15 protein-coding genes are annotated in these 15,338 nt (G+C 60.1%); 5 read left to right on the top strand and 10 right to left on the bottom strand.

Translation table 11 applies throughout. The features are described 5' to 3' along the window. Positions 1 to 128: 128 nt before the first annotated feature. The 5 genes from PAF17_RS16690 to dctP form a co-directional block, all read right to left on the bottom strand. The gene (locus PAF17_RS16690) at positions 129 to 1,373 is read right to left on the bottom strand and encodes an NAD(P)/FAD-dependent oxidoreductase (protein WP_271890230.1); all 1,245 of its coding nucleotides are present in this window, start codon (positions 1,371 to 1,373) and stop codon (positions 129 to 131) included. Between the two features lie 82 nt (positions 1,374 to 1,455). Continuing rightward, positions 1,456 to 2,484, bottom strand: coding sequence for a histone deacetylase family protein (locus PAF17_RS16685; protein WP_271890229.1), 1,029 nt, complete (start codon positions 2,482 to 2,484; stop codon positions 1,456 to 1,458). Between the two features lie 24 nt (positions 2,485 to 2,508). After that, positions 2,509 to 3,795, bottom strand: a complete 1,287-nt coding sequence (locus PAF17_RS16680) for a TRAP transporter large permease (protein WP_271890228.1) — start codon at positions 3,793 to 3,795, stop codon at positions 2,509 to 2,511. A gap of 12 nt (positions 3,796 to 3,807) precedes the next feature. Next, positions 3,808 to 4,362 (bottom strand): TRAP transporter small permease, encoded by a 555-nt coding sequence (locus PAF17_RS16675; RefSeq protein ID WP_271890227.1) that lies wholly within the window; start codon positions 4,360 to 4,362, stop codon positions 3,808 to 3,810. Between the two features lie 64 nt (positions 4,363 to 4,426). Further along, a complete protein-coding gene (dctP, locus tag PAF17_RS16670; RefSeq protein WP_271890226.1) occupies positions 4,427 to 5,404 on the bottom strand; it encodes a TRAP transporter substrate-binding protein DctP in 978 nt (325 codons plus the stop codon). 224 nt (positions 5,405 to 5,628) lie between these two features. Between dctP and PAF17_RS16665 the strand changes: the two genes are divergently transcribed. The 5 genes from PAF17_RS16665 (at position 5,629) to PAF17_RS16645 (ending at position 10,865) form a co-directional block, all read left to right on the top strand. Further along, positions 5,629 to 6,597, top strand: coding sequence for a LysR family transcriptional regulator (locus PAF17_RS16665; protein ID WP_408636438.1), 969 nt, complete (start codon positions 5,629 to 5,631; stop codon positions 6,595 to 6,597). Positions 6,598 to 6,952: 355 nt separating this feature from the next. Next, positions 6,953 to 8,365 (top strand): circularly permuted type 2 ATP-grasp protein, encoded by a 1,413-nt coding sequence (locus PAF17_RS16660; RefSeq protein WP_271890224.1) that lies wholly within the window; start codon positions 6,953 to 6,955, stop codon positions 8,363 to 8,365. A gap of 4 nt (positions 8,366 to 8,369) precedes the next feature. Next, complete coding sequence (locus PAF17_RS16655) at positions 8,370 to 9,311, top strand: alpha-E domain-containing protein (RefSeq protein WP_271890223.1); 942 nt, start codon at positions 8,370 to 8,372, stop codon at positions 9,309 to 9,311. A gap of 3 nt (positions 9,312 to 9,314) precedes the next feature. Next, positions 9,315 to 10,112, top strand: a complete 798-nt coding sequence (locus tag PAF17_RS16650) for a transglutaminase family protein (protein WP_271890222.1) — start codon at positions 9,315 to 9,317, stop codon at positions 10,110 to 10,112. Positions 10,113 to 10,121: 9 nt separating this feature from the next. After that, positions 10,122 to 10,865: a peptidase gene (locus PAF17_RS16645; RefSeq protein ID WP_271890221.1), complete on the top strand. Its 744-nt coding sequence runs from the start codon at positions 10,122 to 10,124 to the stop codon at positions 10,863 to 10,865. Positions 10,866 to 10,920: 55 nt separating this feature from the next. On the opposite strand, the gene PAF17_RS16640 is transcribed toward PAF17_RS16645, so the two are convergent. The 5 genes from PAF17_RS16640 to PAF17_RS16620 form a co-directional block, all read right to left on the bottom strand. Beyond that, complete coding sequence (locus tag PAF17_RS16640; RefSeq protein ID WP_271890220.1) at positions 10,921 to 11,262, bottom strand: hypothetical protein; 342 nt, start codon at positions 11,260 to 11,262, stop codon at positions 10,921 to 10,923. Positions 11,263 to 11,534: 272 nt separating this feature from the next. Further along, positions 11,535 to 12,380, bottom strand: a complete 846-nt coding sequence (locus PAF17_RS16635; RefSeq protein WP_271890219.1) for an amidohydrolase family protein — start codon at positions 12,378 to 12,380, stop codon at positions 11,535 to 11,537. Position 12,381: 1 nt separating this feature from the next. Continuing rightward, positions 12,382 to 13,320 (bottom strand): aldo/keto reductase, encoded by a 939-nt coding sequence (locus PAF17_RS16630; protein WP_271890218.1) that lies wholly within the window; start codon positions 13,318 to 13,320, stop codon positions 12,382 to 12,384. Next, positions 13,317 to 14,384, bottom strand: coding sequence for an ABC transporter ATP-binding protein (locus PAF17_RS16625; protein WP_271890217.1), 1,068 nt, complete (start codon positions 14,382 to 14,384; stop codon positions 13,317 to 13,319). The genes PAF17_RS16630 and PAF17_RS16625 overlap by 4 nt, the downstream gene beginning before the upstream one ends. A gap of 14 nt (positions 14,385 to 14,398) precedes the next feature. Beyond that, positions 14,399 to 15,277: a carbohydrate ABC transporter permease gene (locus tag PAF17_RS16620; RefSeq protein ID WP_271890232.1), complete on the bottom strand. Its 879-nt coding sequence runs from the start codon at positions 15,275 to 15,277 to the stop codon at positions 14,399 to 14,401. Positions 15,278 to 15,338 lie beyond the last annotated feature (61 nt).

The following is a 15,338-nucleotide window of genomic DNA, read 5'->3' as shown; positions in this document are numbered from 1 at the left end:
ATTTTCGAGAACTCCGCGCTGTGGCCATGGATGCGTGGCGCGACATCGCACAACTCAGTGCCGCGTGAAAACTGCCATCAGCCCCTATTTCCAGACAGACAGGTTAACTTTACAGTACCGTCTGGTGTTCAGGTCAGGATCTTGCCCCTGTTTTCGGGCATCAGCGCTGTTACGTCACTGTTGGTATCGCCGTCCATCATGTCGGCCAGGTGGCGTGCGGTTGTCGGGCCAAGGGTAAAACCTTGATGGCCGTGACCGAAATGGAACCACAGCTGGTCATGACGCGGCGCGGCGCCGACGAGGGGCAGCATGTCGGGCAGGAACGGCCTGGTGCCACGCCAGACCTTTCCTGCCTGGGCCATGCCCGGATCCATATAATTGCGCACCCCCCTGGCCGCGCGCGACAGTTGGCGGGTGTCGGGCACGCGGCCTGCGGCCTCCAATGCGACACCGCAGGTCATGCGCAGGCCGGCCCGCATCGACGACAGGACAACCCCGTGTTCGGCATCGAAGATCGGGCGCTGCAGGGCCGGGGCGCGATCATACATGCGATGGGCACCATGTTTCATGACCATGCGCACCTGATATCCAAGCTGCTTCAACAATTGCGGGCTCCACGGGCCGAGGGCGATCACCGCGTGTTCGGCCTGTGTCCGGCCCTGATCGGTGTTCACCTGCCACATGCGTCCCTCGCGCTGCAGGTTCAGCGCATCGCCACCAAGAATCCGACCACCCCGTTCACGAAAACAGCTCGCATAGCGCGTCACCAACCCGCCGGGGTCGCTGCAACTCCAGACCTCGGGCCAATGAACGCCACCGGCCGGCGTGCTGGTGTAAAGGGGTTCCATCCTTCGCACCGTGCCGCCATCCAGCGCGGTAGCCGCGATGCCGTAACGTGCGTCGAGGCGTTCAAGGTCCCGTGCCATCGCCTCGAAGCGGCGCGGGTTCCGAAACACGGACAGATACCCGTTGCGGGCGATCAGATCGCCGGCATCCGCAGCCTTGATCCAGCGATCATGATCGGCGCTTGCGGTGCGGATCAGATGCGCGTGAGATGTGCAAAGGGCCTGATAACGGCGCGGATGAGAGAAGCGATAATATTGCCACAGCGCGGGCCACTGCCCAAGCACCCCGCCAAACGACCAGAGAATATCGTTGGTGCGCCCCAGAAGAATGTCACAAAGCTCGCGCGGGTTGCGCGGCATTGCGTAAGGCTCGGCCGCTTCGGCCTGGATAAGACCGGCATTGCCATGGCTGGTTTCCTGCCCCGGCAATCCGCGATCCACGACCGTCACGGTATGACCCCGCGATTGCAGTTCCAATGCGGTGGAAATGCCCACCATTCCGGCGCCCATAATCATGATCTCGGACATCAGCCGGCCCCCCTTGACGGGGAATGGGTGTCGGGAACATTGCGCATGAACGTGACCTTCCGTTTGGAGCCAATGCCCCGATTCAGCGCGCCGCGCCCTGATAACCACTCAATACGCGCGTCAGGTTGTCACCAAGGCTGTCCGAGAGATATCCGCCTTCCTGCACGAAAATGGTGGGCAGACCGGCGCGCGCGATGGCTTCGCCTATCCGGGAAAACCCGTCTGCGGTGACCTGAAAGCCCTGGAACGGATCGTCTTGCGACGCATCCAGCCCAAGCGCGACGACCAGCACATCCGTGCCAAAGGCACGCACGCGGTCAAGGCAGGCATCAAGCGCGGCAAGAAAGGGCGCATCGCCCGTGCCGCGCGGCAGCGGCAGGTTGAAATTGTATCCCCGGCCACGACCTTCGCCGCGTTCTTCCTGATGCCCCCAGAAAAAGGGATAGAACTCTGCCGGATCGGCATGGATCGACAGTGTCAGAACATCATCACGATCATAGAACAGACCCTGCGTGCCGTTGCCGTGATGCACATCCACGTCCAAAATCGCCGGGCGCAGGCCCTTGTCGCGCAGCAATTGCGCCGCGATTCCCGAATTGTTCAGAAAGCAGAAGCCCCCCGCCATGTCGCCGAATGCATGATGTCCGGGCGGCCGACAAAGCGCATAGGCCGCACGCGCGCCATCGGCCATCAGCCCCGCCGCCGTGATTGCGCTTTGCGCCGACCAATAGGCCGACCCCCATGTGTCGGCATTGATCGGGCAGGATGTGTCGGCCTGATGGTATCCCGCCTGCCCCAGTGCCGAACGCGGATAGCTGTCGCCGCGATTTCCCGGTTTGATATGCGAGATCACCTCGGGGCCTGCACCCTCGATCTGGCTCCAGCGGGCATGGATCGTCTGCAGGAAAATCAGGTATTCCGGGGAATGCAGCGCCGCGATGGGGCCAAGCCCCGCATCCTCGGGTTCGGCGAAACTGCATCCGGCAGCCTCGGCCCCCGCGCGCAGGATCTCGGTTCGCTGGGGTTGTTCGGGGTTCGGTTTCATCACGCCATAGGCCATGAATTGGCCGGGATCATGGGCGCGTTGGCGGGGGTCGTAGATCGCTTTCATCGGGGTCTCACTGAAAATTAGGTGTCAACCAAAGACGAGATCGGGCAGCCACAGCGCCACACCGGGCACGAAAGTGGTGATCAGAAGGGTCGGCAGCCAGGCAAAGAAGATCATGATGAAGGTCGGCTTCAACATCTCGCTGACCGGCGTGTCTGTAACCTTGGCCCCCAGATACAACAGCGGCGCGGTCGGCGGGGTGATATTGGCCATGCCCAGATTGACGCCAAGAACGGCGGCGAAATGCACCGGATCCATGCCGACGCTTTGCACGATGGGCAACAGCAGCGGCGCGGACAGAAGCAGGCCCGAGATGTCATCCATCAACATGCCGATCAGGATCATCACCAGATTGACCATCAACAGGATCACGACCGGATTGTCCGAGATCGAGAGGATAAGTTCCTCGGCCATGCCCGGAATGTCTTCGAACACCAGAAACCGGCTGACGATGACCACCACAAAGACCATCAGCATCACGACGCCGATGGTCGTGCCTGCATAGCGCAGGGTCGGCCAGATATTCTGCGGCGTCAGCCCGCGATAGATGAACAACCCGACCGGAATGGCATAGATCACGGCCACACCTGCGGCCTCGGTCGGCGTCATGATGCCGCCATAGATGCCGCCAAGGATGATGACCGGCATCAACAGCGCCGGAAAGGCGCGGCCAGCGCGACGGACGAATTCCTGCGGATAGCTGGCCGGGCGTTCCAACAACTTCAGATCCGCCTTGCGCATCAGCACGAAATTCACGACGCAAAGCAGCGTGATCAGGATCAGCCCCGGCACGACCGTCGACAGGAAACAGCGCAGAACCGATTGCTGTGCGACCCAGGCGTACAGGATCTGCGACGAGGATGGCGGGATCAGCAGCCCCAGCGGGCAGGCCGCCACGATCAGCGCCGCCGCGGGCCCGCGGGGGTAATTCGCGGCCTTGAGATGGGGCATCATGATTGACCCGATACAGGTCAGGGTCGCCGCCGCCGAACCCGAAATAGAGCCGAAGATGCCGCTGGCAAACACTGCCGCCGCGCTGAGGCCGCCATGGATGCGCCCGACCAGCAGCTCGGCGACAGAAATCAGCGGCGCGGCGATGCGGCCACGCTCCATGATGGCGCCGGCCAGAATGAACAGGGGGATGGCCAGAAGCACAATCGAGTTCATCTTCCAATGCCCGGTGGGCAGGAAGCCGGTCACGTCATGTCCGCCAAAAAGGCCGATAAAGACCAGCACCCCGCCAAAGGACAAGGGCACGCTGACCCCGATCAGAAGAAGCAGGCACAGAATGGCAAGGCTGCCGAGAATGATCATCTGTCAGGGTCCTCAGGCGGTGTCGTTATCGGCCTGCACCGCGAAGCGCTCTGCCGGAAGTTTCAGGAAGACGAACAGCCGCAGGGCGCTGTAGAACCCCATCAGGCCAAAACCCACGAAAATGGCGGCGCGCGGCACGAAAAAGGGAATCTGCAATGCAATGGTGGTCTGATAGCGCGGGTAATCCCCGAGCTCGTCAATCATCATGACGCTGGACCAGTAAAACAGCACCAGCGTTACACCCAGCTCGATGGCGGTAATGACGATCGCCCTTGTGCGACGCTTGGCGGGATCGATGATCACGAAATCAAGCAGGTCGGCATTCACATGCGCGCCTTCCCAGGTTCCCAGCGCGGCGGCGATGAAATACAGCCAGAAGCAGATGATCAGCAGCCATTCTTCATAGGCGAACAGATCGGCGTTGAAGCCATAGCGGAACACCACCACCAGAAAGAAGGTCAGTGCCATGGCGATGCAGCCAAAGCAGATATAGATGGTCTGAAGCCGCAATATGGTGCGGACCAGCTTGGCCAGCCCCGGTGGCAAATCCTGGCTCAGATCTTTCATCGCGCGTCTACCGTCAAAATTGGAAAGGATCGCGCAGGCTCTGGGGTCCAGAGCCTGCCGTGGATCAGTTCTCGCTCACCATCAGGCGGTCGATCACGTCCTGTCCGACGATATCGGCGATACCGGGCCAGACTTCCTCGCGCACGGTTTCCGCGATCGCGCTGCGATCTTCGTCCGACACTTCGACGACCTCGTAACCGGTTTCCTTCAGCTGCTCGAGATAGCTTGCCTCATTGGCCTTGGCTTCCGAAAAATAGCTTTGCGCCGCCTTGTCAAAGGCCGCCTGCACCGCTGCGCGCTGTTCGTCGTTCATGTCCTCCCATGTTTCCAGAGAGGCGTAGTAGGTGGTGTTCTCGACCACGGCGCCATAAGGGATGAAATACTTGCCCACATCCGACGTCGCGAACGCGCTATAGGCCAGCTGCGCGGTGCAGCAGATCGCCCCATCGACAACGCCCGACTGGATCGCGGGGAACACCTCGCCCCAGTTCATGGTCGTGGCGTTGAAGCCCATGGCCTCGACCGTGCTCTTGATTACCTGGCTGGACCAGACGCGGATATTCAGACCCTTGTCGCCGGTGCCGGTCGCGTCTTCGGGCATGGACTGCGCAACCACACCAATGAACCCTTCGGGCGCATTTGCCAGCAGCTTGAGTCCCAGACCTTCCAGACGCTCGGCGAAGACTTCGTTGAACGCGCTGTCCTTGTTAAGATAGATCGCTTCCATCTCGTCAAAGCTCGACACCAGATAGGGCAGCGAGTTGATTTCCAGGACGGGATCGCGATGGGCATAAACCACGGAATGCACCAGATCGACATTGCCGCGCGACGCATCCTCGAACAGCTCTTCGCCCGAACCAAGCTGCCCCGCCTCGAACAGGGTGACCGACAGACCGACATCCGCGTCCTCGATGTCCTTTTCGATCTGCTTGAGGATCTCGTTTCCGAAATGCTCGACCGGAACAACGCCGGCCAGCTTCAGGCGCATATCGGCGGCTTCGGCGGTGGCCAGTGACATCGCAAGGGCCGCTGTGGTGGTCATGAAAGCCTTGAGCATAAAGAATTCTCCGTTCCCAGTTGTCATGGCGGCAGGATCGTCACTTGCGCCCATCTGTCGGCTGGTGCCGTTTCTGTCGATGGGCCGGATCAGGCCGCCGGTTGACGGCAAGGTTGCGAAGATTGGCACAATAGATCAAATAGATAATTTCTGAACATGCCATAGTTTCAATCTATATTGATGCTGGCTATCGCGATTTTGCACGAGGAATGCCCATGCCAGCGACCCGACTTGATCCAGAACGCCTTGCAAGGGAAATGAACTGGAACCTGCTGCGCACCTTTGTCGTGCTGGCGGAAAGCGGATCGATCACCAACGCTGCCGAACAGTTGCGGTTGAAGCAACCCAGCGTATCCGTGGCGTTGAAAAAGCTGGAGGATCGGCTGGGGCAGCGCCTGATCGACCGATCTCCCGGCCGGTTTGCGCTGACCGAGGCGGGACAGCTGCTTTACCGCGAGGCAGTGAATATCAATGGCTCGATCCTGCGGTTGGCGACCTTGATGCGTGAAGTGACGCCAGAGATCAGCGGCCATGTGCGCATTGCCGTGGCCAGCCATGTGGTATGCCCGATATTTGATGAGGTGATCGGCGATTTCTACGCTGCGCATCCACAGGCAAAATTGTCGATTGATGTGATTACCAGCATGGATGCCATTGCCGCCGTGTCTGCCAAACGGGTCAGTTTTGCCTTGGCGCTGGTCCGCGAAAAAGACCCGAACCTGTGCTATATGCCGTTGTGCCGCGAGGTGTTTGGCCTGTTTTGCGGCCCGCGTCATCCATTGTTCGGTCGCCGTAACCTGACGCTGGATGATTTGAAGGGGCACGGGGCCGTGGTGTTCGACAATGACCGTTTGCAGGATGCCCTGCAGGATGTGACCCTGCTGCGGGCGCGCGCCGCGCTTGCTGCGCAAGTCAGGGGCGTTTCCGAGAACCTGGAAGAGGTGCGGCGCATGATCATGGCGGGTTTGGGCATCGGTCCCCTGCCCAAGCATGTTGTGGTCCGGGATCTGCGCGACGGCCTGCTGTGGCAAGTGCCTCCGTTCGAAGATCTGCCCGAGGTGGATGTATACTTGATCTGGAACCCCGAGACCGTTCGCAACCGCGCGGAAGACAAGCTGTTGCATGGTTTGATCGCGCGATTGGAGGCGACGCCTTTTGCCGACCGCATCTATGTATGACGGCTGTCCGTCCGATCAGGGCTTGACCTCAGGCCGACGGCAAATCCGACAGGCAAATGCGCGATCCGCTTTGCGGCTGGGATGGGCCACTGCAAACATTCCGGATTGCGTCAGCATGTCTTGATGCGGTCATTTCGCTTCGCGAGGGCCGGGCCGTTCAAGGCCCGCGCTGCACTGGCTGGCGACGGATAAATGGGCAGGAACGGATCGCTTGCCTTTCTTATGGGCAACGCGCCCGAGATCTGGGCAGGATTCAGTGCTGTCGGCATCGGCAATCCTTTTGGCTCTGGCCGAGTCACCTCGGGCGGCGCTTCAATCAGGGTATTCACATGCAAGCATAGCCATGGTCAAACCAATGAATTTTGATGAAATGTGGGGTGGCGACGATCGGATCCGCCGACCTTACCAGAAATTTCACGACTGGTTCGACACTGAAGAACCCGCCCGGCTGCGCGCCAAGCAACGCGAAGCCGAAGAATTGTTCCGGCTGACCGGGATCACCTTCAACGTATACGGCCGTGCCGAGGCCGAGGAACGACTGATCCCTTTTGACATCGTTCCTCGCATTATCTCGGATCGGGAATGGAACCGTCTGACGAAGGGCATTGAACAACGCGTGCGTGCCATCAATGCGTTTCTGCATGATGTCTATCACCGTCAGGAAATCATCAAGGCCGGGCGCATTCCCAAGGACATGATCAGCCGGAATGCCGCCTTTGAGCCGAAAATGATCGGAGTGACGCCGCCGGGCGGGGTTTATACCCATATTGTCGGTGTCGATCTGGTCCGCACGGGGCCGGACGATTTCTATGTTCTCGAAGACAATGTGCGTACCCCGAGCGGCGTCAGCTATATGCTGGAAAACCGCGAAACCATGCTGCAGATGTTCCCCGAACTGTTCGCCCGAAACAAGGTCAAGGGTGTGCAGGGTTATCCGACCGACTTGCGGCGATCGCTTGCGGATTGCGCCCCGTCGGGCGCGGCGGGTTCGCCGGTGGTGGCGGTGCTGACGCCGGGCATTTACAATTCGGCCTATTACGAACATGCGTTTCTGGCCGACCAGATGGGGGTCGAGCTGGTCGAGGGTCATGATCTGCGGGTCATGGGTGGGCGGGTCGCCATGCGTACGACCCAGGGCTACAAGCCCATCGACGTGCTGTATCGTCGCGTCGATGATGAATTTCTTGACCCGCTGAACTTCAATCCTGACAGCCAGCTTGGCGTTCCCGGAATCATGGATGTTTATCGCGCTGGCGGCATCACCATTGCCAATGCGCCCGGCACCGGCATTGCGGATGACAAGGCGATCTACAGCTATATGCCCGAGATTGTCGAATTCTATACCGGCGAAAGGCCGATATTGCAGAATGTGCAGACATGGCGTTGCTCGGACCCGGATTCCCTAGCCTATGTCCTTGATAATCTGGCGGATCTCGTCGTGAAAGAGGTCCATGGATCGGGCGGCTATGGCATGCTGATCGGACCCACGGCCACAAAACGGGATCTGGCCGCATTTCGCAGGAAACTGCAGGCGCGGCCCGGTCACTATATCGCGCAGCCGACCCTCAGCCTGTCCACGGTTCCGATCTTTTCAAAGCAGGGGCTGACCCCGCGCCATGTGGACCTGCGGCCTTTTGTGCTGGTCAGCCCGAACCGGATCACCGTGACCCCCGGCGGCTTGACACGGGTCGCATTGCAAAAAGGATCGCTTGTGGTGAATTCCAGCCAGGGTGGCGGCACCAAAGACACCTGGGTGTTGGAGGACTGACGCGATGCTTGGAAAAACCGCCAATGGCCTGTTCTGGATGTATCGTTACCTCGAACGTGCCGAAAACACCGCCCGCCTGATCGAAACCGGGCAGCGCATTGCATTGACGCGGCTGGATGCCGGTGATTCCGAATGGCGCCCGGTCCTGCAATCGGCAGGCAGTCTGGACCAGTTCGGGTTGCGCCACGACGAATTGCACAAGGATGCCGCGATCGACTGGTTGCTGCGTGACCGGACCAACCCCTCATCTGTCCTGTCTTCCATCGAAGCCGCGCGCCAGAATGCCCGTCTGGTGCGGACCGCCCTGACCCATGAAGTCTGGGAGGCAACCAATAGTGCCTATATGCAGGCCCGTGACATTCTGGCGCGCAAGGTCGGTGAACGGGACCTGCCCAGTGTTCTTGGCACCCTGCGCCAGCGGACTTCACTGGTGCGTGGCATGACCCATGGCACGATGCTGCGCAACGAGATCTATAATTTCGCGCGCATGGGCACGTTTCTGGAACGGGCAGACAACACGGCGCGAATTCTGGATGTCAAATATTATGTCCTGCTGCCATCGGCCAAGGCTGTCGGCACCTCGCTGGACAATGTGCAATGGGAAACCATCCTTCGGTCGGTGTCCGCGCGCGGGGGATTTCGCATGGAATACGGTGCAGCCGCCGGCCCCCGTGAAATTGCCAGTTTTCTGATACTGGACCGGCGCATGCCGCGCAGCCTTGCCTTTTGCGTTCGCAAGATCAGGGAACAGCTTGCGCATCTGGCGCCGGGGCATCGCAAGCCGGGCAAGGCCCAGGGCAAGGTTGCGCATCTGGAACACGCCTATCTGACCTATGATATCGATGCGGTTTTTGACTATGGCCTGCATGAATTCGTTCAGAAAATGCTGGATCTGTTATCGGATCTGTCCGCGCAGATCGAAGCTGATTTCCGGTTCTATGAGTAGATGATGTATCTGAATATTCACCACGAAACCCGCTATCGCTTTGAAACCGGTGTTCAATACGGGCTGCAACAATTGCGGATGACACCGAAATCATCACATCAGCAACAGGTCGTGGCGTGGCAGACGCGGGTGGTCGGTGGGGTCAATGAACTGCATTTCGAGGATCATCACCACAATACGGTCGAACTGATCAGTTTCGCCTCTGCCACCGAAGAGCTGGTTCTGATAGGCGAAGGTCAGGTGCGCATCACCGACACGAATGGCATTGTCGGTCGGCATCGCGGTCCTGCCCCGTTATGGCTTTATGAACAGATAACCCCGCGCACCAGGGCGGATGCAGGTGTGCGCGACCTGTTGCGCGAGCTGCCCAAGGGCGATGCGCTGGATCGTTTGCACAATCTGTCGCAATTGATCCGCGAGCAGATCGCATTCGAGGTCGGCGTGTCCTGCACCGATTGGGGCGCCGAAGAGGTGATCGCCGCCGGCAAGGGCGTGTGCCAGGATCACACCCATGTCTTTCTGGCCTGCGCACGAAAGATGGGGTTTCCCGCGCGCTATGTCTCGGGGTATCTGATGTTGAACGACCGCAGTTCGCAGGTCGCCATGCATGCCTGGGCCGAGGTGCATCTGGATGGCCTGGGTTGGGTCGGTTTTGACATTTCCAACGGGATTTCTCCGGACACGCGCTATGTCAGGGTTGCGACGGGGCTGGACTATCGCGATGCGGCACCTGTATCCGGTTCGCGGATCGGGGGCATGGGCGAAACCTTGTCGGTCTCGATCGACGTCGTGCAACAATAAGAGCGCCGGATGACCTATTGCGTGGGAATGATGCTGGAAGGGGGGCTGGTCTTCATGTCCGACACCCGCACCAATGGTGGCTTCGACAATATCTCGACCTTTCGCAAGATGTCGATCTGGGAGGCCCCCGGCGAACGGATGATCACGCTGATGGCTGCCGGAAATCTTGCGACCACGCAGGCCGTCAAAAGCGTTCTGGACGAACGCAGCAAATCGCCGGATGACAGGCAATCCTGCGTGTTGCGGGCACCGTCGATGTTTCAGGTTGCCAGGCTGGTCGCCGACACGCTGCGGGATGTCATTGCCCAACACGCCAACGTCGGACAGCGCGCCGACAGCACCTTTAACGCGACGCTGATTCTGGGTGGGCAGATTGGCGATTCCCCCCCGCGGCTGTTCCTGATCTATCCCGAGGGGAATTTTATCGAGGCATCGCCTGACACCCCGTTTTTCCAGATCGGTGAGACGAAATACGGGCGTCCGATCCTTGTGCGGGCCTATGACCCGAACATGAGCTTCGAGGCGGCGATGAAGTTGCTGCTTGTCAGTTTCGATTCAACGCTCAAGGCCAATCTGACGGTTGGCGCGCCGTTTGATTTTCATTGTTACCGGACCGACAGCCTGCGCATCGGTGCCACGGGCCGGATCGAGGCAACCGATCCCTATTTCCAGGCCGTTTCGCAGGGCTGGGGCGATGCATTGCGCGAGGCGTTGGACATGCTGCCCGATTTCAGCCTGCGCGCCGCAACCTGAGCGATCGGTAAAGATCAGGTCCGCCGCGTCCGCAAATCATGCGAAACCGGGGCGTTCATGCATTGGGACAGACGCGCAGGATATCCGCCAATGCGGCTGCGGACCCGGCCATTCCGGTCTTGAACAGATCGCGGCCGCCTTCCAGCGGAACATCGACCTCCAGACCACTGGCTTGGGCAAAGAATTCCTTGTCGGTCTGCCCCATTTGCAAAGATGCGATCAGGCCGTTGTCCTCTCCCGCACGATATTCCGCTTCGATTGGAACGCGTGCCATGCGCCCATCGGCATGTTGAATCCAGATCATCAGATTGCGCTCGGACCCGTCATCGGGAAACAGGGGCGTGCTGCCGCCAAGCAAGGTGAAACTGATACTGGTGCTGCCCTTGAAGCATCCCAATTGCAGTGTACGCCCTGCGGCCTGAGCCCGATAGAATACCCGATCAGCTTGTTGAGTCGTCCTGATCCAATCTTTCGCCGAAGCAATCGTCGGAAGAAAAATAAACGATATCAATAGGCAAATCGCGACACGCATCAAAACACCCTCCCATGTTATGCATGACCCATGATGTGGCAGGATTGACCCTGAATGCGATTCCGGCAACCGTTAATAGGTTGATCTGCGCATATCACTGGTTGCGGGGCTGGGCCACGAGGAATGCGGGAACCATCTCAATACAGCCGTTCGGCATTGTCGCGATAGATCGCCGCCTTTTCGGCCTTGGCGATGCCGGCATCTTGCAGGGCCTGATCCAGCAGGTCGCGCCAATACGCCGGGGATGCCATCGCCGTTGCGACAGGCCAGTTGCTGGCATACAGCAACCGGTTGGCGGCAAACAGGTCCAGCATCACGTTCAGATGGTCACGGGTCATGGTCTGGTCACGGCCGGGGTCGCGGTGACCGGCAAGCGGCAATCCTGACAGTTTGACATGCAGGTTCGGGTAACGCGCAAGCCGTTGCATGGTGGCGCGCCAGGCCGGGAAGCTGTCCGGGTTTTCATCAGGCAGGCCGAAATGCGCCAGCACGACATTCAGATCGGGATAGGCCGCGGCAAGCGCGCCGACGGCGGCGGCATGGATGGGCGGGGCAAGTATTTCGACAATGGCTCCGTGGTCGCGCAACGAGGCGCATGTCGCCCGTGCGGCATCGCTTTGCAGATACTTTGCGGGTTCGGGATCAAGCAGGGGGGTGAAGCGTACCCCGCGAAAGGCCGGATCGCCGGCCTGTCGGGCAAGCTGATCGGCGCAGTCCCGTGCGCGCAGATCGACCCATCCGATGACCGAACGGAACATCGGATGCCGATGGCACAGTTCAAGGCAGTACATCGCATGTTCAACCGTGGCCGGCCCATGCACAAGAACGGCGCTGTCCGCATTGGTTGCGGCCAGTATCGGGGCAAGATCTTCGGGCATGAAAGCCTTGTCGATCAGTGCCGGGAACTGCTGTTCCGCGATGAATGTTTCGCCTCGGGTTCGGTCCCAGATGTGAACATGGGAATCGACGGCCGGGATGGTCATGTCATATGCCTTTCGTCGGGGCCGGGATGCCCAGCTCGTCCAGATTGCGCCACAGGTCCGCAGGGGGGATATGCCTCAGATCCTCTAGGTTAGAGGCCAACCCTGTCGGTTCCGTCAGGCCCAGCACCAGCCGCGTTACGGCCGGATGGGCCGCGCTGTAATGCAGGGCTGCGCGCTTGAGCGACACACCCTGCGCCGCGCACGCGGCTTCGATCTTGCGAACACGGGCGCGGATTTCCACACCGGGTTGCTGGTAATCGAAGCGCGTAGAGGGGTGATCGGCGCCGGTGGCCAGAATGCCCGAATTGAATGGCGCGGCCAGTTCGACATCGATGCCCCGTGACAGGCACATGGGAAACAGATCCTTGGCCGCCGTCTGGTCAAGCAGGGTGAACCGGCCCGCCACCATCAAGACATCCAGATCGGAATGGTGCAGCAATGCCAGATGCGTGGCCGCCACATTGCTGCCGCAGCCGATGGCCCCGACCACGCCTTGCGATTTCAGATCGGCCAATGCGGGCAGAGCGCCTTCCAATGCCTCGTCGATATTGTCGTCGCAGTCGTGGACAAAGGCGATGTCCAGCCGGTTCGTGCCAAGCCGGGACAGGCTGGTTTCGATGGCGCGCAGGGTCGCGTCCCGCGAATAGTCGCGCCAGTCCCCGGGGTTGTCCATCGGGTTGGAAACAGCCGCAGCGTAATCTCGATACCGTCCGACCTTCGATGACAGCATGTAATCCGCGCGGGGCAGCCCCCGCAGCAACCGGCCCAACCGTTCTTCGGACAGCCCGCCGCCATATAAAGGTGCAGTGTCAAATCGGCGAATGCCCATGTCCCAGGCGGCGGCCATCATGCGTTCGGCCTCGGCATCCGAAATCGGGGCCGCATTCGTGGTGCCCAACAGGCCAAAACCCAGCCCTACGGGTTTCACGGGCGGATTCATCGGATACGCTTTTCGGTTTTGGGATCAAAGAAATAGGCATGCGCCATGTCGAAGGACAAAGGGTGCGCCGCACCTTCGGTCAGACTGGTGCGTCCACCGGTCTTGCCGATCAGGGCGTGTTCTCCGACCATGAAATGCACCAGTTTCTCGGTTCCCAACTGTTCGATGAGATTGACCGGCAGGGTGATCGAAGCCCCGGCAGGCAGGTCCGCCGAGGGCCGGATGTCGTCGGGGCGGATACCACAGATCACACTGTCGCCGGCCCGCAGGCTGCTGGGGGTGGCACAGGCGATGTCGTTCTGGCCCAGTTTCAGCCCGGTTGGGGTGACCATGCATTCGACCAGATTCATCGGCGGGCTGCCCATGAAACCCGCGACAAATACGGTGTCGGGATCGTGAAAGATCTGGTCCGGGGTGCCTTGTTGTTCGATGCGCCCGTCCCGCATGATGACGATACGATCGGCAAGGGTCATCGCCTCGACCTGATCATGGGTGACATAGATGATCGTGTTTTCCAGCCGCTGGTGCAGCCGTTTGATTTCCGCCCGCATCTGACCGCGCAGCTTGGCATCCAGATTTGACAGCGGTTCGTCGAACAGAAACACCTCGGGGTCGCGCACGATCGCGCGGCCCATGGCGACGCGCTGGCGTTGCCCGCCCGACAAGGCACCCGGTTTGCGGTCAAGCAATGGCGTCAGTTCCAGGATTTCCGCGACCTCACGGACGCGGCGATCGATCTCGTCCCTCGGCATGCGCGACAATTGCAGCGAGAACGCCATATTGTTGTAAACCGTCTTGGACGGGTAGAGCGCGTAATTCTGAAACACCATCGCGATTCCGCGTTCCTTGGGGCGCAGGCCGTTGACCACACGTTCACCAATGGCGATTTCACCGCCCGAGATGGTCTCTAGTCCGGCCACCATGCGCAGCGTCGTCGACTTGCCACAGCCCGACGGGCCGACAAGGACGCAGAATTCGCCCGGCTGGATGGATATGTCGATCCCGTGCAGGGCCTTGTGGGCGCCATACATTTTCACGAGATTTCGGATTTCGATGCGTGACATGAATACTCCGGGTCTTACAGGCGGCGCGCTTCGTTGCGCAGGTAAAGCAACGTAAAGGCGGCCGAGATGATAAGGATCGAGACGGCAACGGTGGCGGCTTGCGCAAACTGGAAATCAACAAAGCCAAGCCGGAAGGTCAGCGTGGAAAGCACCTCGGTCGCGCGACCGGGGCCGCCGCCCGTCGACAGCCAGACCAATGGGAACAGCTGGAAGGTCCAGATCAGATCCAGCAATGCGACACCGAAAATGACCGGCTTCAGCTGGGGCAATGTGACATGCCAGAATTTGTGCCAGAACCCGGCACCATCGATTTCGGCGGCTTCGTACAGTTCTTTCGGAACGGTTTGCAGGCCGGACAGAAAGCTGACCATGATGAATGGATACCCACGCCAGGTCGAGATCAGCAGCAGCGACCACATGGCCAGATCGGGATTGCCTAGCCAGTCCAGCGGCTCTGATACCAGGCCCAGCCATTGCAGCACATAGTTCACCAGCCCGAATGGGTTCAGCAGCAATTGCCAGTTCAACGCGACGACAACGGCGGTAAAGATCCAGGGCAGGATCAGCATCGACCTGAAAAAGGTTCGGGCGCGCGGGGCAATATCTGCGTTGACCAGCAGAGCCAGCCCGATCCCGACGACCATATGCCCAAGAACCGATCCCACGGTAAACACGATGGTGTTGAGGCCGGCGCTCCAGAAGCCGGAATCCGACAGCAGATTGGCATAGTTGTCGAGGCCCACGAATGTCGGTTCGCGTTCAACGATCACGTTGTCATACAACGAATATTCAACCACCTTGTAGAGCGGCACCGACAACAGCGCCCCGAGGATCACCAACCCTGGCAACAGGAAAAGGTAAGGCGTGCCCCGCGTGGTCATATGGCGAAACATTGAGGTCACTGGTTCGTCCTTCTGCGAAATCGGGCCGGGCAAGAACCGGCGATGCCCGGCC

Source organism: Paracoccus onchidii (assembly GCF_028294535.1).
Classification (GTDB): Bacteria; Pseudomonadota; Alphaproteobacteria; order Rhodobacterales; family Rhodobacteraceae; genus Paracoccus; species Paracoccus onchidii.
The sequence above is the reverse complement of the archived record's forward strand: the minus strand, read 5'-3'. Positions and strand labels throughout refer to the sequence as shown.

Coding starts and splice junctions, on each gene's coding strand:
- PAF17_RS16655 (WP_271890223.1), top strand. CDS start 8,370: ATGCTTGGAAAAACCGCCAATGGCCTGTTCTGGATGTATCGTTACCTC.
- PAF17_RS16660 (WP_271890224.1), top strand. CDS start 6,953: ATGAATTTTGATGAAATGTGGGGTGGCGACGATCGGATCCGCCGACCT.
- PAF17_RS16675 (WP_271890227.1), bottom strand. CDS start 4,362: ATGAAAGATCTGAGCCAGGATTTGCCACCGGGGCTGGCCAAGCTGGTC.
- PAF17_RS16665 (WP_408636438.1), top strand. CDS start 5,629: ATGCCCATGCCAGCGACCCGACTTGATCCAGAACGCCTTGCAAGGGAA.
- dctP (WP_271890226.1), bottom strand. CDS start 5,404: ATGACCACCACAGCGGCCCTTGCGATGTCACTGGCCACCGCCGAAGCC.
- PAF17_RS16630 (WP_271890218.1), bottom strand. CDS start 13,320: ATGAATCCGCCCGTGAAACCCGTAGGGCTGGGTTTTGGCCTGTTGGGC.
- PAF17_RS16645 (WP_271890221.1), top strand. CDS start 10,122: ATGACCTATTGCGTGGGAATGATGCTGGAAGGGGGGCTGGTCTTCATG.
- PAF17_RS16685 (WP_271890229.1), bottom strand. CDS start 2,484: ATGAAAGCGATCTACGACCCCCGCCAACGCGCCCATGATCCCGGCCAA.
- PAF17_RS16690 (WP_271890230.1), bottom strand. CDS start 1,373: ATGTCCGAGATCATGATTATGGGCGCCGGAATGGTGGGCATTTCCACC.
- PAF17_RS16620 (WP_271890232.1), bottom strand. CDS start 15,277: ATGTTTCGCCATATGACCACGCGGGGCACGCCTTACCTTTTCCTGTTG.
- PAF17_RS16625 (WP_271890217.1), bottom strand. CDS start 14,384: ATGTCACGCATCGAAATCCGAAATCTCGTGAAAATGTATGGCGCCCAC.
- PAF17_RS16635 (WP_271890219.1), bottom strand. CDS start 12,380: ATGACCATCCCGGCCGTCGATTCCCATGTTCACATCTGGGACCGAACC.
- PAF17_RS16650 (WP_271890222.1), top strand. CDS start 9,315: ATGTATCTGAATATTCACCACGAAACCCGCTATCGCTTTGAAACCGGT.
- PAF17_RS16680 (WP_271890228.1), bottom strand. CDS start 3,795: ATGATCATTCTCGGCAGCCTTGCCATTCTGTGCCTGCTTCTTCTGATC.